The organism is Methylomonas sp. HYX-M1 (genome assembly GCF_040741385.1).
GTDB classification, from domain to species: Bacteria; Pseudomonadota; Gammaproteobacteria; order Methylococcales; family Methylomonadaceae; genus Methylomonas; species Methylomonas rhizoryzae.
In genome coordinates, this window is record NZ_CP160405.1 from 1396325 (window position 1) to 1421909 (window position 25585).

The following is a 25585-nucleotide window of genomic DNA, read 5'->3' on the forward strand; positions in this document are numbered from 1 at the left end:
TAAGCGCCGGCTGTTTTGCGCTGTTTGACGGGTCCGCCCTTAGCCGTCGAATCGAGCCGATGCGTTCCATGCTTGCAAAACGAACCACCGTGCTAACCAGTCCTCAAAAAAAAGCCTTACCCCAAGCCCCTTCGTTCACCCAAACCTTGGTCGTCAATGTGGTGGCGGTAGTAGCGGTGTTAGGTTTGGGGCTGTTGCTCGCCATGATGTTTCAGGGGGCGGCCGGAACCGAGCAGGCGAGCCGGCGGGAGCTGGAAGAAACCCTGGATCGAGCGACCGAGCGATTGCGAATTTTGGTGCGCGCCGCGGAAATGACCGCGGAATCGGCCGAACGTGCCGCTCGTTATCCGGAGCTGAGGGCTTCATCCATGCGTGCCATGCTGGAGCATTCGCTGGCCGCGTTCGAACAACGTCCGGAACTGAGCTACCTGGGGGCGGTTTTGCCCGCTAACGGAGAATACGGCACATTGCAGCGTATCGAAAGCGGCGACTTGCTGCTTTGGTGGTTTCCGAGCCGTGACAGCGGCCGGCTCACTCAAGTTTATCGCTTGGCCGCGCGCGGCTTCGAGCTGAGCGAGCAGCTGGCCACGCATGATTACGATCCGCGCAATCAACCGTTTTACCAAGCGGCATTGAATAGTCCTAGTGGAGAAACCTGGCTGCCGGCGTATCGGTGGATTATCCATGCCGGCAGCTTGGAGCCCCTGTGGGGCATCACCTATGCAAAAGCGCTGCGCGATCCTGCCGGCAAGTTGATTTGCGTCTTGGATGCGGATTTGGACTTGCCGGCACTCAACCGGTTTTTATCGCCTTTATCGGCGGAATACCGGTCGCATTTTCAAATCGTGGAATTGGGGGAGACGCCGCGTTTGATAGGCGGGAAACACGTCGGGCGCACACCACTGCCCGTGCCGCCGGAGCTGGCGCCGCTGTTGGCGTTTTCCGGCGAGGTGTTTGTGGACAGAATGCAGATAGAGGCGGAAACGCGTTGGGTTGCAGCCAGGCGGCTGGCGCTCAAGGGCGGCTCTTCTTGGCTGGTGGTGGCATCGCGGCAAATCCCGTTTATCGAAAGTGCGATGCGCCGACAGCTGTATCAGGTGGCGGCGATAGGCGTGGTCATGGTAGTCGGTTTGGTGATGGTGTCGATTCGCATCACCCGCCGCTTCGGCAAGCCGCTTGCGGAACTGGAACTGCGCGTTGCGGGGATAGGCAGACGAGAGTTGCAGGCGCCCGTCGCGGCGGCTACCTTATCCGCCAACGATTTTCGGGAAACCCAGCTTCTCGGCGAAGCCTTGGACCGGATGGCGCTGGCGGTCAGCCAATTGCTTGAAGCGCAAGAACAGGCCGCAACCTCCCTGGCACTGAAAGGCGCCGTCTTCGACTCGACCAATACCGCGATTATCAGTGTCGATTCGGAGTTAGCCATCGTCGAATGGAACGCCGCCGCGGAGCGTTTGTTCGGCCGGGCGCGCAACGGCGTGTTAGGCCGTTCGGTTACCGAAATCGTCATGGCCCCCGAGGGGACGGCCGATTGGCCGGCCATTTTGGCGAGCGACGGCAGTGCGGCGTTTCGTTTTGTCGGCGTATCGGGAGCGTTCGACGCCGAGCTGCGCTTGTTGGCCTTCAAGCAAGACGGCCGGGAAATTTGCACGTTGTTTTTGAACGATGTGTCGGAGCGCAAGCGCGCCAACGCAGCCTTACAAGAAAGCTTAAACCGCTTTCACGCGGCGGCCCGTGCCACCGGCGACGTCATCTGGGATTGGGATCTGCTCGCAAACCGGATATGGTGGAACGAGAATTTTCAACTGCTGTTCGGCTATAGCGCCGAAGAGATTGGATGCGACATCGAATTCTGGACGACTCGTATTCACCCGGAAGACCGCGCGCGGGTAGTCGAACATATCTACGCGGTACTCGCCGCGGACGAGGAAAATTGGCTGGAGGAATACCGCTTTCAGCGTAAAGACGGCAGTTGGGCGGATGTGTACGATAGAGGCCACGTATTGCGTGACGCTGGCGGGCGCGGTATCCGCATGATAGGCGCCATCCAGGATATTACCGAGCGTAAGCGTGCGGAACAACGCATTCATTATCTGGCGACCCACGATGGTCTGACCGGACTGCCGAACCGGGAATTGCTGCAAGACCGCATGGCTCAATCCGTCGCCCAGGCGCGCCGATCCGGACAGCAGTTGGCCTTGTTGTACATCGACTTGGATAGATTCAAAGTGGTTAACGACGGTTACGGTCATCCTTTCGGCGATGCGGTGTTGCAGGCCGTAGCCGCAAGGCTGAGTTCGCTGGTGCGGGAGGGCGATACGGTTTCCCGCCAGGGTGGCGACGAATTTCTGGTTTTGTTGGCGAATATAGGCAGTGCCGGCGACGCTTACCGGGTTGCGCAAAAGATCGTGCGCAGCCTGGATTGCCCGCTCGATTTGCAAAGTCGGCAGATCCATCTGTCGGCCAGCATAGGCGTCAGCGTCTTTCCCGAAGATGGCGAAACCGCCGAGCAATTGATTGACAACGCCGATGTGGCCATGTATCGCGCCAAGGAATTAGGCCGAAACACCTGCAAAATCTTTACCCGGGAAATGAGCGAGGAAACCTTGCGCAGGGTGGATTTGGAAACCCGGTTGCGTGGCGCGCAAGCGGCCGGCCAACTGCAGTTGTTCTACCAGCCCAAGGTGTGTTTGCAATCAGGGCGGATTACCGGCTGCGAGGCTTTGCTGCGTTGGCGGCATCCCGAGCTAGGCATGGTTTCGCCGTCCGATTTCATTCCGATAGCCGAAGACTCCGGTTTGATCGTGCCTATCGGCGATTGGGTGCTCAGGCAGGCGTGCTCGCAAGTCAAGACCTGGACCGAAGCCGGCTTGCCGCCGGTGTGCGTAGCGGTGAACGTGTCCACTCGGCAATTTCTGCAGCAAGATGTCGTTGCTTGGGTGTTGCGGACACTGGCGGAAACCGGCTTGCCGCCGGCTCAGCTGGAATTGGAGCTGACCGAAAGCCTGGTTGCCCAAGACGTTAATAAAGTGATAGAGAGTTTCAGCCGGCTGCGGGCGGCCGGGGTGAAATTGTCCATAGACGATTTCGGTACCGGTTACTCCAGTCTCGGTTATCTGAAACGGCTGCGGGCCCACACCCTGAAAATAGACCAGTCTTTCGTGCGTGACATGCTGACCGATCCGGAAGACGCCACCATTGTTTTGGCCGTCATCGCGTTGGCGCATAATCTGGAATACAAGGTTATCGCCGAGGGCGTGGAAACCGAACAACATTGCCGGTTTTTGCGGCAAAACGGTTGCGACGAGATCCAAGGATATGTGTTCAGCAAGCCCGTACCGGCCGAGGCATTTGCGGCGCTGCTCGGCAACGGTGCTTGCTTGAGTCAAGACTAGATTAGGGCGGTCTCGAACGGAAGGGACGCTAATCGTGCCTGCCCCCTGCCGTTGGCTGGGCGGAACCGCAGCCGCACGCCGGTTCGATTCCATCCTGCTTAGGGGGCTAGCGATGCGGTCGGCGCTCGCAGATACCCGGTCCCGCTTAAAAAAACAGCTCGCGCATTTTTTGCCCCGGCGACGGCGCGCGCATGAAGGCTTCGCCGACCAGAAAGGTGTAGATGCCGTTGTCCTGCATCAATTTGACGTCGGCCGGGGTATGGATGCCGCTTTCGGTGACGATCAATTTATCGGCCGGTATGGTGTTTTTCAGATCCAGCGTGGTTTGCAGCGACACCTCGAAGCTGCGCAGATTGCGGTTGTTGATGCCGATCATGTGGGTGTTCAGCTTCAACGCCCGCTCGAGTTCTGCGGCATCGTGTACTTCGACCAACACATCCAGCCCTAAGCCGGTGGCGGTGTCGGCCAATTCCTTCAGCGTCGCGTCATCCAATGCCGCAACGATCAGCAGCACGCAATCGGCGCCCAGCGCCCGCGATTCGTGGATCTGGTAAGGATCGATCATGAAATCCTTGCGAATTGCCGGCAGCGGGCATTTGTCGCGCACCATCTGCAGATTGGCCTCCGAACCCTGGAAGAATTCCTTGTCGGTCAATACCGATAAACAGGCGGCACCGTTGAAGGCGTAATCGACCGCAATCTCGACCGGCTTGAAATCCTCGCGGATCACGCCCTGGCTGGGCGACGCTTTTTTGATTTCGGCGATGATCGCCGGTTTTTGCTGGTCGGCCTTGCTACGCAAGGCTTGGTAAAAGCCGCGCGGGCCTTGCACGCTGCCGGCGATTTCCTGCAGCAACGCAATCGGCGTGTTGTTCTTGCGGCGGGCGACTTCTTCGGCTTTTTTGGCGAGTATGGTTTTGAGGATGTCGGGGGTATCTGTCGTCATGTGTTGTTTGGTTTAATAATGTGTCGCTATTGCGACGGGTTTATTCATAGTCGGTTCGCAGACCGACAGCTGGTGGCCCGCAGGGCGAAAACCATGGATGGTTTTCGTAGCGAAAGTATCGCGCCTGTCGGTGCGCGAACCGACTCCAAATCAACCCGTCGCGGCAGCGACACAAAAGTCTTCATAAACCATCCCCGGAACGCTGCCGTTTATTTTTGGGCGAGTTCAGGTTAGAAGGTTTTTCGATCAATCGACCGGAAACATATTTGTGTAAAACGCTGGCAATTAGCGTCTGATAAGGTATGCCTTCTTCCAAGGCACGCGCTTGAATATCCATCAGGTCTGGCGACGACAAGCGAATGTTGACTCGTTTATCCTTGATGAAGGTGGCAGTGGCGGCGGCTTTAAATTTAGCCAGGTTGGTTTTTGAAGGCGCAATCGACTTAAGTTCACCGTCTTCATAAGCATCCAGAATATCTTGCTCAAATTCATCGAGTTTATTCATCGCCTTTGTTCCCCTGTAAATAATCTCGGGTTGCCTTTCTGCTTGGAATGACTGTTTTAGGAAGAAGAAATGGGTTTCCTCGACGTATGGTACTAAATACACGTAATTATCGAGCGCCACCACCAGAATGGATTGGTTGGGATATTTATCCTGGTCAGGGTGAAGCAATTCATCCAGTAATCCGCCTGCCTCAATAGCCAGCACCATTTCCTCGAAAGAGATGCCGCGATCCTTTTTTAATAGCTCGTTTTTATCGTGATTCCAACGAAATGGCTTCATGGATCGAGTTTACGTCGGCGTGTGCCTATTGTCACCTTTTTTGGTGAACGCTATGGAGACAATTTGGTTTTGGTGCGTCGAAACGCTGGCGCCGAAACGTTCAAGAATACCCAATCAAAGCTTCAAACTTCGCCAACGCACTCCCGTCGGCCAACACCTCATGTGCCCGGCGAATGCCGGCATCCAACGAATCGGTAAGGTCGGCGGCGTAGATTGCCGCGCCGGCGTTCAGAGCGACGATGTCGCGGGCCGGGCCGGGCTGGTTGTTCAGCACGGCGCGGACTATGCTCAGGCTATCCGCCGGGCAGGTAATCGCCAGGGTTTTCAGGTGGGCGCGGCGCAAGCCGAATTGCTCCGGCGTCAGCGTGTAGCTGTCGATCACGCCGTCTTTGAGTTCGGCCACGTCGGTCGGCGCGGCGATGCTGATTTCGTCCAGGCCGTCCTGGGCGTGCACGACCAGCACGTGGCGACTGCCCAAACGCTTTAGGACTTCGGCCACCGGCAGCAGCCATTGTTTGTCGAACACGCCGATGAGCTGGTGCGGGGCATTGGCCGGATTGGACAGCGGGCCGATTAGGTTGAACAGCGTGCGCACCCCCATTTCCTTGCGGGCCTTAACGGTGTGGCGCACCGCGCTGTGGTGTTTGGCGGCGAATAAAAAACCGACGCCGATGTCGGCTACGCATTGCGCCACTTGTTCGGCCGGCAGGTCCAGATTGACCCCGGCCAGCTCCAGCAAGTCGGCGCTGCCGCAACAACTGGATACCGAACGGTTGCCGTGCTTGGCGACTTTGCCGCCGGCCGCCGCGACCACGAAAGCCGCGGTCGTCGAGATGTTGAAAGTGTTGGCGCCGTCGCCGCCGGTGCCGCAGGTATCGATGACGTGCTCGCCGCTGATCGGCACTTTATGCACCAATTCGCGCAACACGCCGACTGCCGCGGCGATTTCTTCTACCGTTTCGCCCTTGCAGCGCAAGGCGATCAAGAAAGCGGCGATTTGTGCATCGCTGAGTTCGCCGTTCATCATGGCCCGCATCGCGGTTTGCATTTGTGCGTCGCTTAAATCGCGACGTTCCAGCAGTTGTTGCAAAATAGGTTGGATGAGCATGTCGATCGAACGTGGTGTTGCGGATGGGTTTTTATTGGCCGGCTTTGTGGTCGGCAAACACTTGGGTGTTGCCGGCGCTGTCGTAAGAAACGACTTCATAGTCGTCTTGTTTGCCGCCCATTTCCATGCCGGGGCTGCCCATGGGCATGCCGGGCGCGCTGATACCGGCGATTTTGGTTTTTTCGTTCAGCATTTTGCGGATGTCGGCGGCCGGAACGTGGCCTTCGACGAGGTAACCGTCTACTACCGCGGTATGGCAGGAAGCCAATTGTTCGGGCAGGCCGAGTTTTTGTTTGATTGCTTGCATGTCGTCGCTGACGATGTCTTTGACTTTGAAGCCGTTTTTGCTGACGTGCTCTATCCATTTACCGCAGCAGCCGCAGGTGGGGCTGCGGTATACCGTCATTTCCGTGACGGTTTCGTCGCTGTAGGCCGTTTGGGCGAGACCGGCAGCGCCCAGTAAGACGATTAATTGGCTTAGCCGCTTCATAGTTGCTTCCCCCGTGGTTGGTTTAGCCGCGTATTGTACGCCGCAGGTTCAGCGTTTGCACGGCAGCTATTCGCCGCTCAAGGTCAATACCAGCGAGCGGCTGCCGCCTTGGTTGCGGTGTTCGCATAAATAAATGCCTTGCCAGATTCCCACATTCAAGCGGCCGTTACTGATGGGCAGACTGAGGCTGCAGCCGAGCAGGCTGCTTTTCAGGTGTGCCGGCATGTCGTCCGAACCCTCGTCATCGTGCAAATAATAGGGCTGATTTTCCGGCACCGCTTGGTTGAAATAACTTTCGAAGTCTTGACGTACGCTGGGGTCAGCGTTTTCGTTGATGGTCAATCCGGCCGAAGTGTGTTGAATAAACACATGCAACAAACCGACGTTAAGCGATTTAAGCTCGGGTAGATGGGACAGAATTTCCTCGGTGACCAGATGAAAGCCGCGGTTTCTGGGTTTTAGGCGTATTTGTTTCTGTATCCACATGGTAATAGGTAAAAGGAGTGGGGCAATCGTAAAGGATGCACCACTGTAGCTTATTCGCTGGGGATGGAAAACCCGGCTGCTGCCTAGCCGGATGGCTTAAGGGCGGCCTAAAACCACTTGGAACCAAGCAGGCATGCTGCCCCATTCGCGCGAAGTGGGTCTTGGCCTGATCCGCATGCCGTACTTGACCGCCGGCAACAGGCAGCAACCTCTAGGGTTGTTGGTGTTTTGCCGCCACTACAATAACAAAAGGACTAAATGATTAACCGGGCCTATCGGCCACGGTTTTCTCCAGCATTTCCAGGCTTAGTCCTTCGACTTTTGCGCGCCACAATTGCGGTTGCACGGGAAAGGGTTTGAAGGTTCCGGTGGCCCTGTAACCGCGCCGACGGTAGTAATCGATCAATTCGCTACGACACGGAATGACGAACATTAAAAAGCGTTGCAGCGGCCAAAGGTTTTGGGCTTGCGTTTCGGCGGCATGCAGCAGCCGTTTGCCGATGCCGCCGCCCTGTAACGGCGGACTGACGGCCAGCATGCCGATATGCACGTCGGCATCGACCCTTTGCAAATGCACGGAACCGACCGCGACGGCGCCGGCTTTACAGGCTATCAGCAAGGAGTCGGTTCGCTTCAGCAGACCGGACAATTCCGCGGCGTCGGTGCGCTTCCCGTCCAACAGATCGGCTTCGGTAGTCCAACCCGCGCGGCTGGATTCGCCGCGATAAGCCGAATTAATCAATTCCACCAAAGCCGGCACGTCGTCGAGGCAAGCCGGCGCGAACTGCAAATCGAAATCCACGAAGCCGGCGGCTTTAACGGTCGGACGACTTGATGGTATGTTCCAACTCTTCGCGGCTCAGGTGGCGAACGTCTTTGCCCTTCACCATGTAGATCACGTGCTCGCACACGTTGCAGGAATGGTCGCCGATACGCTCCAGCGCACGGGCTGTCCACAGCATGTCGAGCGCGCGCGTGATGTTGCGCGGGTCTTCCATCATCTGGGTGATGAGCTGGCGGGTGATGCTGGTATATTCCCGGTCCACCTTGCTGTCTTGCGCGGTGATGGCGATCACTTCCTCGGTATCGGTACGGGCATAGGCGTCCAGGGCGCCGTTCAGCATTTCCTTGACCAATTCCAGCAAATGTTCGATTTCGTAATATTTATCCTGATAATAATCGCCGCTTTCCAGACGCATGGTCATTTTGGCGATACGGGCCGCTTCGTCGCCTATCCGCTCCAGATCGGTAATGATCTTGATCGTGGCGATCAGCATGCGCAGGTCGAATGCGGCCGGCTGGCGTTTGGCCATGATTTCGGTGCATTCGTGATCGATGTCTTTTTCCAGCGCATTGACCAATTGGTCTTGCTGTATGACTTTCTCGGCGCTTTCCATGTCGTAACTCATGAAGGCGTTGGTCGCCAAATCCACTTGTTGTTCGACCAAGCCGCCCATGGTCAACACTTTGTTGCGGATGTCTTCCATTTCCTTGTTGAACTGACGGGAAATGTGTTGGTTGATGATGGTGTTATCCATGTTGGCGTGCTCCTAGCCGTAACGGCCGGTGATGTAGTCTTCTGTTTGTTTTTTAGCCGGATTGGTGAACAATTCGCTGGTTTCGCCGAATTCGATCAACTCTCCCATATACATGAAGGCGGTGTAGTCGGACACCCGCGCCGCTTGTTGCATGTTATGGGTGACGATGACGATAGTGTATTTTTCTTTTAATTCGTCGATCAACTCCTCGATTTTCAAGGTCGAAATCGGGTCCAAAGCCGAAGCCGGCTCGTCCAGCAAAATCACTTCCGGTTCTATCGCTATCGCCCGGGCGATGACCAGACGTTGCTGCTGACCGCCGGACATGCCCAAGGCGTTGTCGTTCAAGCGGTTTTTCACCTCGTCCCACAACGCCGCGCCGCGCAGGGATTTTTCGACGATTTCATCCAACACCCGCCGGTCGTTGACGCCTTGGATACGCAAGCCGTAGGCGACGTTTTCGTAAATGGTCTTGGGGAAGGGGTTAGGCTTTTGAAACACCATGCCCACTCGGCGCCGCAGGGCGGCGACGTTGATGTTTTTATCGTAAATGTCTTCGCCGTCCAGCAGGATCTTGCCTTCTATCCGCACGCCGTCGACCAGGTCGTTCATGCGATTGATGCAGCGCAACAAGGTGGATTTACCGCAACCGCTGGGACCGATGTAGGCGGTCACTTTCTTGCGCGGCATGGTCATGGTGACCTTGTGCAAGGCTTGTTTGCTGCCGTAAAACAGATTCAGGTTCTCCACGCTGATGCAAGGGTCGAACGAATCTTTGCTGTCTTTATCCGCCCGGTTCAGCGCACTGATATCGATGGCGTGGGTTTTTCTTACTTCAGTTGTCATGTGATTAATCCGAACCTATCGTGTTGATTACGAACTTAGTTTTCCAATGCGCGGTATTTCTCGCGAAGGTTGTTGCGGATGGCGATGGCGAACATGTTCAAGCCAACGATCACCATCACCAACAACAAGGACGTGGCGTATACCAAGGGTCTGGCGGCTTCGACGTTGGGACTTTGAAAGCCCACGTCGTAAATGTGAAATCCGAGGTGCATGAATTTTCTGTCCAAATGCAAATACGGGAAGTTGCCGTCCAACGGCAGGGTGGGGGCCAGTTTCACGACGCCGACCAGCATCAGCGGCGCCACTTCGCCGGCCGCGCGGGCCACTGCCAAAATCAGACCGGTCATAATCGCAGGGCTGGCCATGGGCAACACGGTGCGCCATAAGGTTTCCGCTTTGGTCGCCCCCAACGCCAAACTGCCTTCCCTGATGGATTTGGGAATGCGCGACAAGCCTTCTTCGGTGGCCACGATCACGACCGGCAAAGTCAACAATGCCAGGGTCAAAGAGGCCCACAGCAAGCCCGGCGTGCCGAACACCGGAGCCGGCGCGGCTTCCGGAAAAAACACTTTGTCTATGCTGCCGCCGATGATGTATACGAAAAATCCCAAACCGAACACCCCGTACACGATGGACGGTACGCCGGCCAAATTGTTGACGGCGATGCGAATGATGCGGGTGATAAAACCTTGTTTGGCGTATTCGCGCATGTACACGGCCGCGATCACCCCGAACGGCGTGACCACGACGGCCATCAACATCACCATCAACACGGTACCGAATATGGCCGGGAAAATGCCGCCTTCGGTGTTGGCTTCGCGCGGTTCGTCGCTGACGAAGGTGCCGAAATTGGCAATGTATTCGACTGCCTTGTCCCACACGTTCATCGCGTTGGGCCGGGTCAGTTTGACGACCCGCTCCAGCGGAATGTTGATTTGCCGACCGCCGGCCTCGGCGACCACCAAGATGCAGCACTTCATCTCTTGGTTGAGCTGAGAAATGCTTTGTTGCAAGGTTTTGTATTCTTGCTCGTATGCCACTTTGCGGGCGGCAAACTCGGCGCGCTTGGCCTCGTTCCATTGGCCTTTCAATTCCAGTCCCCGCTGTTTCAGGCGCAAGCGTTCCAGGTTGTAGTTGATGGCGCCGATGTCCTTGTCCTGCAATTTGTCGATTTTGGCAAATAGCTTCAGCACCTGGGCCAACTTTTCTTGCGCGACTGGCCAAGCGTGTTCGCCTTCGGCGATGACTGCCCGGTTTTGCTTGACCGCGATCAACCGCCCGTAAAAATTGCCCCATTCGCGGCGCTCGACGGTAATCAAATCTTCCGGGGTGGTTTTTTGCACAATGTATTGCTCTTGAATCCAGCGAAAGTCGCTACCTAAAATGTCGCGATTGCCGGTCTTGACCAAAAATTGCTTTAGATACTCGGCGCCGTTAAGCACCTCGTGGCCGGCCGCTCGCGCTTGCGCTTCCGGCAACAGGGATTGCTCGACTTCTTCGCCGATGATCACCGTTTCTTGGGCCTGTCGATCTTGGTAACGGTATTCGACGATGTCGGACGGCCAAAAATGGCCCAAGCCGCGTAGCGCAATCAACAACAGCAAACCGATTACCAGGATCAGGTTGATACTTACCGCGCCGGCCGTCATCCAAATCCACGGCGAACCGCTTTTAAACCATGCCTTAATCATAACGAACTATATTTTTGTCTCAGATTTTGCCGGATCAACTCAGCCAACGAGTTGACGATGAAGGTAAACATGAACAACACCAGCGCGGCCAGGAACAATACCCGGTAGTGGGTACTGTTGACTTCCGATTCCGGCATTTCCACCGCAATGTTGGCCGACAAGGTGCGTAAACCTTGAAATATGCTGAAATCCATTACCGGGGTGTTGCCGGTGGCCATTAACACGATCATGGTTTCCCCGACCGCCCGGCCCAGGCCTATCATTACCGCGGAAAAAATACCGGGGCTGGCGGTCAGGATCACCACTTTGGCCAGGGTTTGCCAAGGCGTGGCGCCCAGGGCGAGAGAGCCTGTGGTCAAATGCTTGGGAACGCTGAAAATGGCGTCCTCGGCAATCGAAAATACCATAGGGATTACCGCAAAACCCATCGCCAAACCGACTACCAAGGTATTGCGCTGGTCGTAGCCTATGCCCCAGGCTTCGCGCAGCCAGGTGCGCAAATCGCCGTTGAAGAACAAGGCCTCGATGCCGGGACTGACGGCAAACGCCAGCCAGCCGCAGATCAAAATCACCGGCATCAACAGAAAAGCGTCCCAACCGTCCGGCACCAGACCACGTACAGGTTTAGGCGCGAATTGCCAGACGAACGCGAACGCCATGACCCCGGTAGGCACGATCAGCAACAACGCAAAAATGCCGGTCAAATGCATTTCCACGAACGGCGCCAACCACAGGCCGGCTAGAAAGCCCAAAATCACGGTCGGCAGCGCCCCCATGATTTCCACGCCCGGCTTGACGTATTGGCGAATTTCCGGGGCCATGAAATAGCCGGTGTAAATCGCGCCGAACAAGGCTAGGGGAATAGCCACCAGCATGGCGTAAAACGAGGCTTTGAGGGTGCCGAACACCAACGGGGTCAAGCTCATTTTCGGCTCGAAATCGTTGCTGGCGGCCGAAGACTGCCATACGTAGGCCGGTTCCGGATAACTTTCGTACCAAACCTTGCCCCACAAAGAGGTCCAGGATACTTCCGGATGTTCGTTTTCGATGCGCCAGTGATGCAATTTACCGGCGGCGTCCTGCAACAGCAGCGCGTTAGCCCGGGGCGACAGGGCCAAAGCCAAGGGCTTGCCGTTCGAGACTTTCTCCCGAATCAATTTGCGTTCCGCCGTGGCGTTGTACACCCCTAATTCGCCGTTGGCGTCCACCGCCAACATGCCTTTGCGGCGTTGTTCCGCATTAAGCAACAACACCGGCGCATCCGCCAGCTTGAAAGCCCTGAGTTGCTGCACGCTGAAGTGATTTTGTTTGTCGCGCACCAGCGACCATTGTCCGAAGGTGCCGCTGCTGTCACCGATCAACAGGGAAATATCGCCGTTCAAAAACGTCATGTTGGTGATTTGCGCGCCTTGTCGCATCACGTTCAGCTTGTGTCGGATCACCGGTTCGGTTTTATTGCTGACGTCGAGCACGGTTAGATCGCCGTTGTGGTTGGATAAATAGAGTGTGCGCAGTTCTTTATCCAACAACATGAAATCCACGTCGCCTATGCTTGCGGTATCCAATACGGCTTCGTTACGCTCCAGTTCCACCTCGTCGTCGAACATGGACTCCTTTTTTTCCAAGCTGGTCAGGATCAAACGGCCGTCGGCGGTTTTGGCCAGCAAGCTACTGGCCGCGTCGCCCAATTTAACGGCGACTTGTTGAATGGCTTGCCCTTGTTTGTCCAGCACGATCGCGTCTTTGCCCAAGGGGTAACTGATTTGCGGGGTAATCACCCGTTTGTTGTCGGGATAGGTCAATTTGTAGTCCACTTTGGCGACCACGGCCCGGCCGTCGGAAAGCCCGTAAGCCAGAACGCCTTTCGGTAAGTCCCCGAAGGCCCAGCTGCTGATCGTGACGCCTTGCGGTATCGGTAGATCCTCCACCCGGAGAGGGGAACCGTCATCGACTCTAAAGAACACCGCTTTGCCGGTATCGGTAAAGCGTACCGCGATTTCGTTTTGCTCCTCCATAGCCAGCAATGCCGTCGATCCGGCCGCTGGCTCGGGTACGCCGTATTCGCTTACCGCCTGGGCATGGGCCGGCAGCAACAGCGGAAATACCACGTACAGCAAGTAAAAAAAGATCAACACGATAGCGAAGATAATGCTCAAGCCGCCGAAAACCACGGCTTGGGCCACAATCTTGTCCTTCAATAGCCGCCAGCGTTGATAAGCATCGTTAGACGACAACTGTAACAAGGTCGCTTTAGCAGGTGTAAATTGAGGTTCGGGCATAACTGATTCGAGGTAGTGATTTGTGGCATCCCTTAGCGCGTTAGAAGCTGTCGTAAAAAAACCGATCTCGGCAAATCAGACTCTCCGTTAGAGACTTGATCGACCAAGCCGCCCTCTGCTCTGACAAGCGCTTGGCGGGTGTTTGCCTATTACAACGGCCTCCTTTAAGCCAGGAGGTTAAGGAAACGCGGTCTTAAGCGCGCATCTCCAAAGTGCAGAGCATGGTTAACGTCAACGCCGGTATTGTTGACCTTTTACGCCAAACCTTGCTTGTCGCAACATTCAACGCGTCCTTGACTATAAAAAAGCCGACAAATCACCGCGGTAATTTATCGGCTTTGAAGTTGACGGATCATCAGCGTAATGTTCATTGCCGAATAATCCCGAATATCCTGTAAGCGTCCTTGCCGGCGAATTCCTTGTATGCTTCGTCCGTGGCGGATGAACCTATTCGATCAGCGTCAAGGCTTTTTCAACCGCTTTGGCGGGCAGCGGAATGTAACCGTCTTTTACCACCACTTGTTGGCCGGTTTTGGACAGCACCATTTTCAAAAACTCTTTTTCCAACGGCGCTAAAGGTTCGTTAGGCTTTTTGTTGACGTAAACGTACAAAAAGCGCGACAGCGGATAAGCGCCGGAGGTGGCGTTTTCCGAGGTCGGCTCTACGAATGGGGCGCCGTCTTTGGCGGCCAAGGCCACGGCTTTAACGCCCGAGGTGGTATAGCCGATGCCGGAATAGCCGACACCGTTATTGGAGGTGGTCACCGCTTGCACCACCGACGCCGAACCGGGTTGTTCGTTTACGTTGCTTTTGAAGTCGCCTTTACACAAGGCTTCGTCTTTAAAGAAGCCATAGGTGCCGGAAACCGAGTTGCGGCCGTACAATTGAATGGGTTTGCTGCTCCAGCCGCCGGTCAAGCCGACTTGTCCCCAGGTGCTGACGTCGGCTTCGTGGCCGCATTTACGGGTGGAGGAGAAAATTGCATCGACTTGCGCCAGGCTTAAACCCTTTACCGGATTGTCTTTGTTCACGAACACCGCCAAGGCGTCGATAGCGACCGGAATCGCGGTTGGCTTATAGCCGTGCGCGCTTTCGAAATCGTCGATTTCGTTGTCTTTCATTTTGCGGCTCATAGGCCCCAAATTGGCGGTACCCTCGGTCAAGGCCGGTGGCGCGGTGGAAGAGCCGGCTGCTTGAATTTGAATGTTAACGTTCGGATACAGTTTTCCGAATTCTTCCGCCCATAAAGTCATCAAGTTGGCCAGGGTGTCGGAACCGACACTGGAAATATTGCCTGCTACGCCGCTGGCCGGCGCATAGTCGGGGAGCGACGGATCGACGCTTGCCGGTGCTGCGGCTACGCCGTTAGCCAGAAAAGTGGTGGTGGCAAAGCCGAAACCCAAGATCAATGACCTGAGCTGAAACGTTTTTTTCATATTCTTTCTCAATCAATGTTTAAAACCAGTATCAATACTGCCCTTTGCGGGTGACAATAGTATGAACCGAATATGACAGTTTTGTGACAGCGGTAAATTGTAAGCCGCTACCGAAGTTTGTGCTACTTTCAGCTGAAATTTCCCGGCCGGCCGTTAATCGGCCTTCGCTTCCGATGAGCAGAGCCGTTAACGCATCCGCTGCAGGGTGACGAAGCGATAAGCGAAATCGACGCCGGGATCGTTGTCCACCCGCTCGCAATTTGTTTGCCGCCATTCACGGCGGTCGACATCCGGAAACAGCGTGTCGCCGTCGAATGCTTTGTCGATCAAGGTCAGATACAGGCAATCCGCAACCGGCAGCAAGGCCTGGTACAAGGTGGCCCCGCCGATGACGAACAACTCCGGCGCATCCGCGGCATAGTTCAAAGCCTCGTCGATATGGGTGAACACCCGGCAGCCCGGTGCGGAAAAACCGGAATTGCGGCTGATGATCAAATTGTCACGACCCGGCAGCGGTTTACCTATCGCCTGATAGGTTTTGCGCCCCATTAAAATAGGCGCCCCCCAAGTGATTTGTTTGAAACGCCGTAAATCGGCCGGCAAATGCCAAGGCATTTGTCCGTTGGCGCCGATCACCCGGTTAGCGGCCATCGCCGCGATCAGTGATATTTTCATGAATTCTGTTTAACATGCCGGCCTACGAAAAAGGCTGGGCATCATACTATGAAACACGTTTTACTGGTTTTTACCGGCGGTACTATCGGCTCGCAGCTCAAAGGCGATACCGTCGATACCGACCCGAACGCCGGCCATTTATTATTGGACTTGTTTGCGCAGGCTTACCCGCAGGCGGAACAGTTTCGCTTCACGTTGTTGAAGCCGCTGCAGATGCTCAGCGAAAACCTGCATCCCGATGCTTGGCGGCACATCGTCGCCGCGCTGGCGCAACAAGATCTCGGCACTTACGACGGTATCATCGTGACCCACGGTACCGACACCTTGGCGTATAGCGCCGCGCTGCTAGGTATTTACTTTCACCGCCTGAACATCCCGCTGTTGCTGGTTTCCAGCGACTTGCCGCTGCAACATCCGTCGGCAAACGGCCTGCCCAATTTCATCTGCGCCGCCGACTATATTCGCCAAGGCCGCGCGGCCGGCGTCTTCGTCCCTTACCGAAATCCGGGGCGGACCATGCAAATCCACATCGGTACCCGCTTGAGCAATTGTCTGCCGTTGGGTAGCGACTTTATCAGCGTGCAAGACAAGGCTTTTTTAAGTTACCAAGACGGCGAATTTCAGGCTTGCCACGAACTACCCGAAAAGGGGAGGTTCGCCGGCACCTTGCAAAACCAATTCGGCAAAATTTTGCTAATCAGACCATATCCCGGTCTCGACTATCTTTCGTTCGACCTGAACGGGTTCGATGCGGTATTGCACGAGCTGTATCACTCCGGCACCGCCTGCGCCAGCGACGCCTGGGGGCTGCGGCATTCCTTGATAGCCTTCAGCCGCCGCTGTGCCGAGCAAGGCCTTCCGCTCTATCTGGCCCCGGCCCTGCAGAGCGATAGCGCCTACAGTTCCACCCGCGCCATCTTGCAACACGGTGCCCGGATGCTCTGGAATACCGGGTTGGAAGCCGCCTACGCAAAGCTTGTCTTGGCCTACGGCAACTTTAGCGCCGCGCCGGACATCGCGGAATTTCTACAATGCAACCTGGCATGGGAGCACGTGAAACCTACTGTTTAGAATTGCTGAAAATCGCCGGAAATATTTGTTACAATCTCTGCGTTTTTTCCCGCCATGATTGCGGAGTGTAGCTCAGCTTGGTAGAGCACTGCCTTCGGGAGGCAGGGGCCGGAGGTTCGAATCCTCTCACTCCGACCAGTTCAGTTTGTTGAAAATAAAAGATTATTTTCAAATGTCATCGCTTGACACCCTAGAAGAAAATGCGGCGCGTACACTAAAACGTACACCATGCCGCTTTCGTAACCCTAAATTTGGGGACTTCTATGGCGTACACCATTCGAAAAATACAACGTAAATCCGGCGTCGTCTTTTCGGCGATCATCAAAAATCAGCTCGGCGAACATTTAAAAAGCAAGACCTTTCAGCGCAAAGGCGACGCCGAAATCTGGGCCAAGCGTATCGAGGCAGACACGGAAAAAAAGGAAGCGCTGGGCCTATCCGGCGCAGGCATGACCTTTGTTTTACCCACAAACCACCCTCTCCGATGCACGCCGCAAGGCAACCGAAGCGAGAACAATGTAGCCAACGACATCGATCCCAGCGACGTACGCAAAGAGAAAAAACAAACCCAACAAATCGTTAACGAAAACCAAAAACGCATTGAAGCCGGCCTGCCTGTGGTTGGCAGTTTCGGCGAAGTCGCTTTGGAATTTTTCGAAATGATGCAAACCTGGGCCGGCTATCTGGACGGCTTAAAGGTCGGCGCAAGTAATACCGTTCAGAAAGCAAAGATAAATTGCGTAATTCATTCGTGATCAAAGCGGATCAGCTATCTACAGAAAATTGGCGCGATGCTAACTACGGCCCCCAATAGTCTGATACAGCGACTTCATGGATATATAAAACGTGTGGGCAATTTTCCGTTTTCAAGGTAACAACAGATTTTGAAATGGCCGGGTATTTTTCCAGCGATAGGCATGAAAATCGCGCAGGTCGGTGCTGAAAATTCGGCCATGCCCCAAGTCTTCGGCCAGTAGCACCAGCGAAGCGTCGGCCAAATCCATCGGTAAATCGGCGTATTGGTGCATCAGCTCCACGATACGCGCCTTATGCTTATCCTGGATTTCAAACACCTCGAAAGCGCCCAACTGGTACATTTGCATGAAACTCAACTGCGCCGCCACGCCCCGGCGTTTTAACAGAATGTGGCAAACTTCCGTCATTACCGGAAAAGTGGTTATCAAACTTTCATCCAGGGACTTGGCGGCGGCATCGGCTTTGGCATGATGTTTGTCGTTTTTATCGGCCAAGGCAATCCAAAACCCGGAATCGGCGATGATCATGTTTTGTCGCTCCAGTCCAGCATGTCCTTGTAGTTTTCCGACAGATTGCCGTCGCCCGCCATGCTGCCGATAAAGCCGGTTTGCAGCATGATTTGATAAGCTTTTTGACCTTCGCTGAGCGGTGGGCTGACTTGGCGCTGGTAAATTTCATCGATAGCCAGCGAAATCAATTCGGATGTGTTTTTCTGCAAAGCCTTTTCCAGCTCATGCAGCTTTTCGAGATGTTGGTTATCCAGTTCGGCGGTAATTTGCATGACTTTTACCCTTCATTAAAATTGTTATACGCTAAAATCACTAAGATGAATTACCCCACCATCGAGCGCGGGTCATACATCCTCGGATGCATTCTCGATTTCACCAAGTTTATTTTCCCAATCCCAGACCATCTCACGCTGCAAGTCTCTGGCAATCGACTCAACAATTTCCCAACCGTATAGCTGTCGTCGGACAAGTCGAACGAATTGTCTGGGCAGTAGCCCTTTAACCTGGGATCGTAAGCCATGCAGATGTTTAACATCTATTGAGCGACTACTTTACAATGCTTGGGGAACAACAGTGAGGTTTAAACATGCAACCGCTAAAAGTGAATGCCGCATGGGATTCGGAAGCCGGCGTCTGGGTGGCAACCAGCAATGACGTTGAGGGCTTGGCGATTGAAGCCAGTACGATGGATGCGTTGATTGAGCGGCTTAAAATCGTCATTCCGGAATTGATGGAACTGAATCATAAAGAGTTGGCAGACGAAGATTTACCGTTTGTGCTGGATGGTTTCATGGCGAGCCGCACCCACTCGCACTAATGGGCGACTTTACGCCCTTACTTAAAAAGGCACTCACAGCTCAGGGTTGTTATTTTGTCCGCCAAGGTAAAGGAGACCACGAAATTTGGTTTAGCCCTATTTCGCATAAAAACTTTGTCGTCGACGGCAAGATCAAATCCCGCCATACCGCCAATGCTGCCCTGCAACAAGCAGGGTTAGAAAAGCAGTTTTGACCTGATCTGCTCGGAGCGGCCTTCGGGAGACAGGGGCCGGAGGTTCGAATCCTCTCACTCCGACCAGTTCAGTTTGTTGAAAATAAAAGATTATTTTCAAATGTCATCGCTTGACACCCTAGAAGAACATGCGGCATCACCCCAGCAAATAAAAGTCTTGCCGTGGGAGCGCCGCCTTCGTCGTGACGAGGGCGGCGCTCCCACCATGATTTTCCTGGTAACCATGACCAAAACAATAGCCGCATGAGGACTTACCGCGAGGCGGAGATCGGCTTGAAATCGTCCGACAGCCCCCCCCGGCTGAGCGCAAACGGGAATAGCATGACGGATTGCAGGGTTGAGCCTAAATCGCTAGTCTGTTAGATTCTCTGGCCTTTTGTGACGCCACAAGCGAAAATACGACAATCCTTGCGATAGCAAAACGATAGGCCGCGCTGCCTTGTAATGGCGGTTGCCGCACTATACCCATGCTAAAGCGTTCCCACAGCGAAGACTCGATGGAAGACAACGACGAACACATACCCTACGACGACGGAGACATCAGCCGCGCGGCGCGCTGCCTTAAGGCCATGTCTCACCCTTTGCGACTTAAAATTCTGTGCGTGTTGGGCGATAGATCGGTCAGCGTGCAAGATATCGTTGACCAGGTAGGCACCAGCCAAAGCAACATTTCCCAGCATCTGGCGATACTGCGGGATAAAGGCATCCTGGATTTTAAAAAAGACGCCAATCGCGTCTATTACTACATCGACGACAAGCGCGTGATCAACCTGATCGAAATGATGCGCACGGTATTTTGCGAAACCTAACGCTGATGAAAGCATGGCAAGCGCACCCATGGATATAAAAACGGCGCTGCGCCGCGATTTAAAGGCTGTCTTGCCATCACTTTCATAGTAATTTCATTCAACCGAAACTTTCCGCCACTACAATGGAACAATACATAGAATTTCTAACCAATCATTACCTGCTTTCGTTTTCCTGGATATGCGTTTTTTTCCTGTTGGTTCAAGACTTGATAGCCAACTCCTTCAACGGGTTCGAAAGCGTATCGGCGTTGATCGCAGTAACTAAAATGAACGACGAGCGCACAGTGATACTTGACGTCAGGGAGACAGCGGAATTTACCAAAAGCCACATCGAAAATGCGATTAACGTACCGCTAGGTAAATTGGAAGAAAAACTGCCGACGCTGGAAAAGTACAAGTCTAATCCCCTCATTGTTACCTGCCAAACCGGCGCGCGTTCGGTACCGGCTTGTAAAACGCTCAGCAAAGCCGGCTTTGCTCAGGTCATCAACATGACCGGCGGCATGCAATCTTGGGAAGACAACAAACTGCCGATCAAACTAGGCAAAAGCAAAGACTAAGCTAACGATTCAGCGGGTGCTCGGTTTATCTCGGAGCGGCGATAGTCCGAACGCATGAATACGTAGGAGCGACGCGAGTCGCGAAAAAGACGTAAGAACAACGCAAGCCGCGATTCTACGCCGCAGCCAATTCGCGACTCGCGTCGCTCCTACTGAATACCAAACTGGCTGAATAGTTACAAACTAACGATCATGAAGGCCTGGCAATCGCCCCGGCAAATGAAAGGTAGTTTGGTAGGAGCGACGCATAGTCGCGATGATGGCCTTGCGAATCGTGGTTATGTGTCGTTCCCACCATGACTTTCAGAGTAAAATCCATAAAAACACGGCAATACCCCCGGTCGATAAAAGCCGGAAACAAAGGAACGACGCGAAGACGCGAAAATAGCCTAGAATCACGACCCATGTCATTTAACCGTTCGCCCTGAGCTGGATGGAGGTCGAACGGTAAAGCCGTTCAAGCTTCGCAAAGCGTTGTCGAGCGCGGCCGAAAGGCTCATTGGAACGGCATGGCATGGAAATCGCGACTAGGTGTCGCCCCTACGCGGACTTTCAGATTAAATCTTAACTAACGGAACAGGAAAAATGGCTGAAACCACCCAAACCGGCGAAAAACAATTCGCCATCCAAAAAATCTATCTAAAAGACGTATCCTTCGAGACCCCGAACTCCCCCAAAATCTTCACCTTAAAATGGGAACCCGGCCTGGACCTTAACCTGGGTACCAACGTACAGCCCTTGGAAAATTCCATGTACGAAATTACCTTGAGCATCACCGTCACGGTAAAAGTCGGCGAAACCACCGCATATTTGATAGAGATAAAACAGTCCGGCATTTTTGCCATCAGCGGTTTTACCGAACAAGAAATGGGCCACATGCTGGCCAGCTTCTGCCCGAACATCTTGTTTCCGTATGCGCGCGAAGCCATTGCCGACATCGTCAATAAAGGCGGTTTCCCGCAACTCAACCTGGCGCCGGTCAATTTCGACGCCTTATACATGCAGCACTTGCAACAAAATCAGCAAAATCAAGCCGCTGCCGAAAATAAAACCATCAACTAAACCCTATGCCCCCAAAACTCAGCGTCCTCGGAGCGGGCTCCTGGGGGACGGCACTGGCGATACAGGCCGCCAGAAACGGCTGCGACACCAGGCTTTGGGGGCACAATCCCGGCCACATCCAAAGCCTGCGGCAGACCGCGCAAAACCTGCGCTATCTGCCGGGCGTCGCATTTCCGCCCAATCTCCAGCCAACCGCCGACTTGGCCGCATGCCTTAAAGGCACCGACCTGATTTTGCTGGCCGTGCCCAGCCACGCCTTCAAAGCCACGCTTTATAAGCTGCGAGAGCAACTACAAGAATTAGAGAGCATCCTCTGCATCGTTTGGGCAACCAAAGGCTTCGATAGCGAAACCGGCGCCTTACTCAGTCAAGTTGCCGTTGAAGTATTGGGCGCGCAAACGCCAACCGCCGTGTTATCCGGCCCCACTTTTGCCCAAGAAGTGGCGGAAGGCTTGCCGACCGCGGTGACCGTCGCGTCGGAATACCCGGAAATAGCCGAACAAGTAGCGGGTGTATTTCACAATCACTGCTTTCGGGTATACACCAGTACCGATATGATCGGGGTGCAGGTGGGCGGCGCCTGCAAAAACGTACTGGCCATCGCCGCCGGCATAGCCGACGGCCTGGGCTTTGGCGCCAACACCCGCGCGGCCTTGATTACCCGCGGGCTCACCGAAATCATGCGGCTGGGGATAAAACTGGGCGGCAAAGCCGATACCTTTATGGGTTTGGCCGGCCTTGGCGATTTAATCTTGACCTGCACCGACAACCAGTCCAGAAACCGGCGGTTCGGACTGGCACTAGGTCAAGGCACGGAACAGGCCCAAGCACTGGGCGAAATAGGCCAGTCGGTAGAAGGTATTTCGGCGGCGAAAGAAGCCTACCTTCTCGCGCAGACGCTGGACGTGGAAATGCCGATTACCGAACAGGTTTACCTTGTCTTATTTGAAAAATTAGACCCTAAAAAAGCGGTTCATAATTTATTGGGGCGGGATCAGAAGTCTGAATGTTGAACTCTACGAGCTCTTATGGAAAGTTGCTAGCTACCTGTAATAAAGCGAAGCGCAGTGAGAGCGACGCCTCGTGGCGATTGAGGCGTACCAAACTCTTTCACTTGATTAGAGAATTTCAACAATTGTTTGTGCAAATATTTGTAATGATCAATGAAAAATGATTACAAATATATAAAATTACAGTAGTTGTAGTGGGCAACTGCTGTCGACGTTTTTTAAATCGTATGAAATTTAAATTATGGATAACAAAGCAGAAAAATATGCATTTGGAATAATAATCATTCTGCTCGGATTCTCTATGTCCGGAGTTCATATCTTAAGATACGCATTTTATCTTTCTCCATTATTTTGTTTTTTTATATGGTTGGCTTTTGGGAATTTTAAATTCTATAACTATGCCACTCCTTTTTTGCTATTGCTATTGGCCGGTTTGCCATCCGTATACGACGTAGATTTTAATGGGTTTAAGATGTTTTATTTTATATTCGTATACTCGTTTTTGTTTTCTATTTTTAATTTTTCAAAGATAGAAATAGACTTTCGCTGGATGTTGTTTTATCTGTTTTTTCTATTTATTTTAAGTATGCGTGGAGTACTTGGCTCCGGACAATTTTCGTTTTCGATAATGAATTCAGAGTCCTCGTTTGAAAGTACGTTGGCGTTTCCCGTTGGATTAATAGCAGTTTATTTTTTTACCGTAAAAAGATATTTTTGGTTTTTATTGGCAAGCGCACTGTGCATATTAATGCTGAAACGAATAGTGTTATTGGCAATTATAGCGTTGGTTTTATTGCGTCTGTGCAATAAGTTAATCCAAAGATTAATATTGAATCCCTATGTCGTTACTTTGGGTAGTGCGATCGGTCTTGTGATTTGTATAGAATTTGCCACTGGAAGTTTCGACCAACTAATTCACGATACCCTTAAACAATCCGCAAATCAACTTGCTATGGGGCGGCAAGTACTTTGGTCGCTATCGTTAAAGGCGTTAAATTTTAACTATTTTGACTATATGTTTTGGGGGGCTGGCGAAAATAAAGTGGTATATACGTTAAATCATTTATTCATGAATGCGTTTAAAACTCAGGATGTAAGGTTACATAATGATTTGCTATTAATAATTTTGCAATATGGAATCTTAATTTTTCTTGCTTTTGTTTTTATGTTAAACAATCGATACTCACTAGAGCAGCGCGGAATATCCTTGTTTATGACTATTATATTCATGACGGATAATGTATTAATATATCAGCATGTAATGGTTTTTTATTTTTTCATCATGTCGCAATTGGAAAGGGCGGATAAGCTGCGGAGTAGTTCTCCGTGAATGTGTAATATCGTTATTTATCTCGTCTGGGGGAGGACGAATAGATGTTGTCTTGATATATAGGAGGGCTTATGTTGAGTCTAAATAAAATAATTTTATTGGTTGTCCTAATCGTTACTCAGGCCGGTCAAGCCGCTGAAATGCAAGAATGGAAAGTCAATTCATGGGGTACGGTTGTACCGGAATTTGATTACAATCCGATCGATCCGGCTTGCTCGCTGCTGTCCGATGACAGTGCGAGCACCGCAGGGCTTACATCGTTTAAGCTCTTATCAAGAGGTAATGGAGATGCCGAGCTGGTTATTCCAGCAATATTAAAGGCGAATAAAGCGTATAACTTTCGAGCCTGGATAAAAAGCAGTGCGCCTACGCAAGTAGAAATATTTTTTAGAAAGGATTCCGCGCCCTATGAGGCATTTTCTAGTCGTATAGTTTCCATATCGAATTGGCAAATTATTGAATTAAATGGAATCAATACAACTGGGGAAAATGGCTCTGTCAGGCTGGCGGTAAAAGATACCAACGTATCGATTTGCATGAATTCCGCCAGCGTCGGAGAAATTCCATTAGCCAAAGTTGGAACGGACCAAGGAAATCTAACTGGAGTTTACAATGTTAATAATGCGTATTTTGGAGTACATGTTAACCGTTTAGGTGCTCATAATATATGGCCTAGTTTTAACCCGGGGACACTGCGGTTATGGGATACAGGTACTACCTGGGCACTGATTCAACCGGAACAAGCAGGAATCAATTGGACACAGAATCAATACGCAAAGCGCCTGGATTATTATATTAAATATGGGCGAAACAATAATTTTAACTTACAGTTTATTTATACCTTAGGTATGACACCTGTTTGGGCTGGTACCAATAGCGCTACGCAATGCAATTCCTCTCCCTATGGGCCTTCATCGTGCACGTTACCAAGCGATTTAGATAATTGGCGCAGTTATGTTCAGGCGCTAGGTAATCGTTATAAAGGTATTATTAAAGTATGGGAAGTATGGAATGAAGCCGATATTAAGAAGCATTGGGAGAATAGCCCGGCTAAAATGCTGGAACTGGTTAAAATTGCATACGAAGAATTAAAGGCAATCGATCCGGAAAATAAAGTTATTGGGCCTAACGTGACAACTTACGGTTATCGCTTTCTTTCTACGTTTATTGCTGCCGGCGGAGGCGATTATGTAGACGGTTTTAGCGTTCATTCTTATACGGGCAGAACGCCGCTGATTTCATATTGGCAATTAAAAAACCTCCGGGAAATGTTAAACGAAGCAGGACTTGGACAAAAAGAAATTTGGAATACAGAAACGAATTCCGGATGTACGGGGACCACGGCTTGCGCACTTCTATCAAATGAAAGCGCTTTGGCGCAGGGGTTGGCTTTGAATGCGGCGTTAGGGGTAGATAATTACTCATATTACACCTACGAAGGCTCTCAAACAAAAACCAGTAATCCGCCATTAGTAGAAAGCGACTTTGCAAATTTAACCACAACTGGCGTGGTATATGACACGGTAAAAAAATGGCTTGTAGGTTCGGATGTAAAGATTATTCAATCCGGAGAAAAAGGATTTGTATTAATTCAGGTCGATAAAAATGGTTCCAGAGGATATATAGTATGGGCTACAGTAGGGGCAGCGAGTATGCAGTTAAGTGATTTCGCTAGTGTAAACAAGCAATGGTTTTCTGACCAAAGTAGAGGCGAATTGCTAGGGGCGTCTACTGTGAGCTTGACAGCCATGCCTATTCTACTGTATGGCGATGAGATGTTTGTTTATTAATT

At 52.7% G+C, this 25585-nt stretch carries 25 protein-coding genes and 1 tRNA gene; 12 read left to right on the top strand and 14 right to left on the bottom strand.

Annotated elements, in window-relative coordinates; translation table 11 throughout:
• Positions 1 to 89: 89 nt before the first annotated feature.
• Entirely contained in the window at positions 90 to 3395 is a 3306-nt protein-coding gene (locus AB0A83_RS06565; protein ID WP_367155759.1) for an EAL domain-containing protein, read from the top strand.
• Between the two features lie 145 nt (positions 3396 to 3540).
• Here the strand turns inward: AB0A83_RS06565 and trpC are convergent, their stop codons facing one another.
• The 12 genes from trpC to AB0A83_RS06625 form a co-directional block, all read right to left on the bottom strand.
• Complete coding sequence (trpC, locus tag AB0A83_RS06570; RefSeq protein ID WP_367155761.1) at positions 3541 to 4341, bottom strand: indole-3-glycerol phosphate synthase TrpC; 801 nt, start codon at positions 4339 to 4341, stop codon at positions 3541 to 3543.
• A gap of 181 nt (positions 4342 to 4522) precedes the next feature.
• On the bottom strand, positions 4523 to 5125 hold the full coding sequence (locus AB0A83_RS06575) for a hypothetical protein (protein ID WP_367155763.1): 603 nt from the start codon (positions 5123 to 5125) through the stop codon (positions 4523 to 4525).
• A 100-nt stretch (positions 5126 to 5225) separates the two neighbouring features.
• A complete protein-coding gene (gene trpD / locus AB0A83_RS06580) occupies positions 5226 to 6233 on the bottom strand; it encodes an anthranilate phosphoribosyltransferase (protein ID WP_367155764.1) in 1008 nt (335 codons plus the stop codon).
• A gap of 31 nt (positions 6234 to 6264) precedes the next feature.
• Positions 6265 to 6723, bottom strand: a complete 459-nt coding sequence (locus AB0A83_RS06585) for a DUF411 domain-containing protein (protein ID WP_150047502.1) — start codon at positions 6721 to 6723, stop codon at positions 6265 to 6267.
• Between the two features lie 66 nt (positions 6724 to 6789).
• A complete protein-coding gene (locus AB0A83_RS06590) occupies positions 6790 to 7209 on the bottom strand; it encodes a secondary thiamine-phosphate synthase enzyme YjbQ (protein WP_367155766.1) in 420 nt (139 codons plus the stop codon).
• 262 nt (positions 7210 to 7471) lie between these two features.
• The gene (locus tag AB0A83_RS06595; protein ID WP_232056802.1) at positions 7472 to 8011 is read right to left on the bottom strand and encodes a GNAT family N-acetyltransferase; all 540 of its coding nucleotides are present in this window, start codon (positions 8009 to 8011) and stop codon (positions 7472 to 7474) included.
• Positions 8012 to 8024: 13 nt separating this feature from the next.
• Positions 8025 to 8747 carry a phosphate signaling complex protein PhoU gene (gene phoU, locus AB0A83_RS06600; protein WP_150047505.1) on the bottom strand — a complete coding sequence of 241 codons (723 nt, stop codon included), beginning with the start codon at positions 8745 to 8747 and terminating at the stop codon, positions 8025 to 8027.
• A 12-nt stretch (positions 8748 to 8759) separates the two neighbouring features.
• On the bottom strand, positions 8760 to 9593 hold the full coding sequence (gene pstB / locus AB0A83_RS06605) for a phosphate ABC transporter ATP-binding protein PstB (RefSeq protein WP_150047506.1): 834 nt from the start codon (positions 9591 to 9593) through the stop codon (positions 8760 to 8762).
• A 35-nt stretch (positions 9594 to 9628) separates the two neighbouring features.
• Positions 9629 to 11284, bottom strand: coding sequence for a phosphate ABC transporter permease PstA (gene pstA, locus AB0A83_RS06610; RefSeq protein ID WP_367155768.1), 1656 nt, complete (start codon positions 11282 to 11284; stop codon positions 9629 to 9631).
• On the bottom strand, positions 11281 to 13563 hold the full coding sequence (locus tag AB0A83_RS06615) for an ABC transporter permease subunit (RefSeq protein WP_367155769.1): 2283 nt from the start codon (positions 13561 to 13563) through the stop codon (positions 11281 to 11283). Before AB0A83_RS06615 ends, pstA begins: the two co-directional genes overlap by 4 nt.
• Positions 13564 to 14010: 447 nt before the next feature.
• Positions 14011 to 15000 carry a PstS family phosphate ABC transporter substrate-binding protein gene (locus AB0A83_RS06620; RefSeq protein ID WP_150047508.1) on the bottom strand — a complete coding sequence of 330 codons (990 nt, stop codon included), beginning with the start codon at positions 14998 to 15000 and terminating at the stop codon, positions 14011 to 14013.
• Positions 15001 to 15186: 186 nt separating this feature from the next.
• The gene (locus tag AB0A83_RS06625; protein WP_367155770.1) at positions 15187 to 15675 is read right to left on the bottom strand and encodes a dihydrofolate reductase; all 489 of its coding nucleotides are present in this window, start codon (positions 15673 to 15675) and stop codon (positions 15187 to 15189) included.
• 48 nt (positions 15676 to 15723) lie between these two features.
• On the opposite strand from AB0A83_RS06625, the gene AB0A83_RS06630 reads away from it, so the two are divergent.
• The 3 genes from AB0A83_RS06630 (at position 15724) to AB0A83_RS06640 (ending at position 17501) form a co-directional block, all read left to right on the top strand.
• Entirely contained in the window at positions 15724 to 16746 is a 1023-nt protein-coding gene (locus AB0A83_RS06630) for an asparaginase domain-containing protein (protein ID WP_367155772.1), read from the top strand.
• 61 nt (positions 16747 to 16807) lie between these two features.
• Positions 16808 to 16884, top strand: a tRNA-Pro gene (locus AB0A83_RS06635).
• A 125-nt stretch (positions 16885 to 17009) separates the two neighbouring features.
• Positions 17010 to 17501, top strand: coding sequence for a hypothetical protein (locus tag AB0A83_RS06640; protein WP_367155773.1), 492 nt, complete (start codon positions 17010 to 17012; stop codon positions 17499 to 17501).
• 111 nt (positions 17502 to 17612) lie between these two features.
• Here AB0A83_RS06640 and AB0A83_RS06645 read toward each other — a convergent pair whose 3' ends face one another.
• Positions 17613 to 18029, bottom strand: coding sequence for a PIN domain-containing protein (locus tag AB0A83_RS06645; protein WP_150047512.1), 417 nt, complete (start codon positions 18027 to 18029; stop codon positions 17613 to 17615).
• Entirely contained in the window at positions 18026 to 18283 is a 258-nt protein-coding gene (locus AB0A83_RS06650; RefSeq protein ID WP_150047513.1) for a hypothetical protein, read from the bottom strand. Before AB0A83_RS06650 ends, AB0A83_RS06645 begins: the two co-directional genes overlap by 4 nt.
• Before the next feature lie 314 nt (positions 18284 to 18597).
• Here AB0A83_RS06650 and AB0A83_RS06655 point away from each other — a divergent pair, with 314 nt between their 5' ends.
• The 8 genes from AB0A83_RS06655 (at position 18598) to AB0A83_RS06690 (ending at position 25583) form a co-directional block, all read left to right on the top strand.
• Complete coding sequence (locus AB0A83_RS06655) at positions 18598 to 18828, top strand: DUF1902 domain-containing protein (RefSeq protein WP_150047514.1); 231 nt, start codon at positions 18598 to 18600, stop codon at positions 18826 to 18828.
• On the top strand, positions 18828 to 19022 hold the full coding sequence (locus AB0A83_RS06660) for a type II toxin-antitoxin system HicA family toxin (RefSeq protein WP_150047515.1): 195 nt from the start codon (positions 18828 to 18830) through the stop codon (positions 19020 to 19022). Before AB0A83_RS06655 ends, AB0A83_RS06660 begins: the two co-directional genes overlap by 1 nt.
• A 497-nt stretch (positions 19023 to 19519) precedes the next feature.
• On the top strand, positions 19520 to 19831 hold the full coding sequence (locus tag AB0A83_RS06665; RefSeq protein ID WP_150051834.1) for a helix-turn-helix transcriptional regulator: 312 nt from the start codon (positions 19520 to 19522) through the stop codon (positions 19829 to 19831).
• 122 nt (positions 19832 to 19953) lie between these two features.
• The gene (locus AB0A83_RS06670) at positions 19954 to 20391 is read left to right on the top strand and encodes a rhodanese-like domain-containing protein (RefSeq protein ID WP_150047516.1); all 438 of its coding nucleotides are present in this window, start codon (positions 19954 to 19956) and stop codon (positions 20389 to 20391) included.
• A gap of 585 nt (positions 20392 to 20976) precedes the next feature.
• Positions 20977 to 21453 (top strand): protein-export chaperone SecB, encoded by a 477-nt coding sequence (gene secB / locus AB0A83_RS06675; protein ID WP_150047517.1) that lies wholly within the window; start codon positions 20977 to 20979, stop codon positions 21451 to 21453.
• A 5-nt stretch (positions 21454 to 21458) separates the two neighbouring features.
• A complete protein-coding gene (locus tag AB0A83_RS06680; RefSeq protein WP_367155777.1) occupies positions 21459 to 22466 on the top strand; it encodes an NAD(P)H-dependent glycerol-3-phosphate dehydrogenase in 1008 nt (335 codons plus the stop codon).
• Positions 22467 to 22704: 238 nt separating this feature from the next.
• Complete coding sequence (locus AB0A83_RS06685; RefSeq protein WP_367155779.1) at positions 22705 to 23793, top strand: hypothetical protein; 1089 nt, start codon at positions 22705 to 22707, stop codon at positions 23791 to 23793.
• A gap of 71 nt (positions 23794 to 23864) precedes the next feature.
• Complete coding sequence (locus tag AB0A83_RS06690) at positions 23865 to 25583, top strand: hypothetical protein (RefSeq protein WP_367155781.1); 1719 nt, start codon at positions 23865 to 23867, stop codon at positions 25581 to 25583.
• Positions 25584 to 25585 lie beyond the last annotated feature (2 nt).

Excerpts from the sequence above, each read along its gene's own strand:
- phoU (WP_150047505.1), bottom strand. The coding sequence starts at position 8,747 with ATGGATAACACCATCATCAACCAACACATTTCCCGTCAGTTCAACAAG.
- AB0A83_RS06680 (WP_367155777.1), top strand. The coding sequence starts at position 21,459 with ATGCCCCCAAAACTCAGCGTCCTCGGAGCGGGCTCCTGGGGGACGGCA.
- AB0A83_RS06625 (WP_367155770.1), bottom strand. The coding sequence starts at position 15,675 with ATGAAAATATCACTGATCGCGGCGATGGCCGCTAACCGGGTGATCGGC.
- AB0A83_RS06655 (WP_150047514.1), top strand. The coding sequence starts at position 18,598 with ATGCAACCGCTAAAAGTGAATGCCGCATGGGATTCGGAAGCCGGCGTC.
- AB0A83_RS06685 (WP_367155779.1), top strand. The coding sequence starts at position 22,705 with ATGGATAACAAAGCAGAAAAATATGCATTTGGAATAATAATCATTCTG.
- secB (WP_150047517.1), top strand. The coding sequence starts at position 20,977 with ATGGCTGAAACCACCCAAACCGGCGAAAAACAATTCGCCATCCAAAAA.
- AB0A83_RS06585 (WP_150047502.1), bottom strand. The coding sequence starts at position 6,723 with ATGAAGCGGCTAAGCCAATTAATCGTCTTACTGGGCGCTGCCGGTCTC.
- pstA (WP_367155768.1), bottom strand. The coding sequence starts at position 11,284 with ATGATTAAGGCATGGTTTAAAAGCGGTTCGCCGTGGATTTGGATGACG.
- AB0A83_RS06645 (WP_150047512.1), bottom strand. The coding sequence starts at position 18,029 with ATGATCATCGCCGATTCCGGGTTTTGGATTGCCTTGGCCGATAAAAAC.
- AB0A83_RS06670 (WP_150047516.1), top strand. The coding sequence starts at position 19,954 with ATGGAACAATACATAGAATTTCTAACCAATCATTACCTGCTTTCGTTT.
- AB0A83_RS06690 (WP_367155781.1), top strand. The coding sequence starts at position 23,865 with ATGTTGAGTCTAAATAAAATAATTTTATTGGTTGTCCTAATCGTTACT.
- AB0A83_RS06660 (WP_150047515.1), top strand. The coding sequence starts at position 18,828 with ATGGGCGACTTTACGCCCTTACTTAAAAAGGCACTCACAGCTCAGGGT.
- pstB (WP_150047506.1), bottom strand. The coding sequence starts at position 9,593 with ATGACAACTGAAGTAAGAAAAACCCACGCCATCGATATCAGTGCGCTG.
- trpC (WP_367155761.1), bottom strand. The coding sequence starts at position 4,341 with ATGACGACAGATACCCCCGACATCCTCAAAACCATACTCGCCAAAAAA.
- AB0A83_RS06575 (WP_367155763.1), bottom strand. The coding sequence starts at position 5,125 with ATGAAGCCATTTCGTTGGAATCACGATAAAAACGAGCTATTAAAAAAG.
- AB0A83_RS06590 (WP_367155766.1), bottom strand. The coding sequence starts at position 7,209 with ATGTGGATACAGAAACAAATACGCCTAAAACCCAGAAACCGCGGCTTT.
- AB0A83_RS06630 (WP_367155772.1), top strand. The coding sequence starts at position 15,724 with ATGAAACACGTTTTACTGGTTTTTACCGGCGGTACTATCGGCTCGCAG.
- trpD (WP_367155764.1), bottom strand. The coding sequence starts at position 6,233 with ATGCTCATCCAACCTATTTTGCAACAACTGCTGGAACGTCGCGATTTA.
- AB0A83_RS06615 (WP_367155769.1), bottom strand. The coding sequence starts at position 13,563 with ATGCCCGAACCTCAATTTACACCTGCTAAAGCGACCTTGTTACAGTTG.
- AB0A83_RS06620 (WP_150047508.1), bottom strand. The coding sequence starts at position 15,000 with ATGAAAAAAACGTTTCAGCTCAGGTCATTGATCTTGGGTTTCGGCTTT.
- AB0A83_RS06665 (WP_150051834.1), top strand. The coding sequence starts at position 19,520 with ATGGAAGACAACGACGAACACATACCCTACGACGACGGAGACATCAGC.
- AB0A83_RS06650 (WP_150047513.1), bottom strand. The coding sequence starts at position 18,283 with ATGCAAATTACCGCCGAACTGGATAACCAACATCTCGAAAAGCTGCAT.
- AB0A83_RS06640 (WP_367155773.1), top strand. The coding sequence starts at position 17,010 with ATGGCGTACACCATTCGAAAAATACAACGTAAATCCGGCGTCGTCTTT.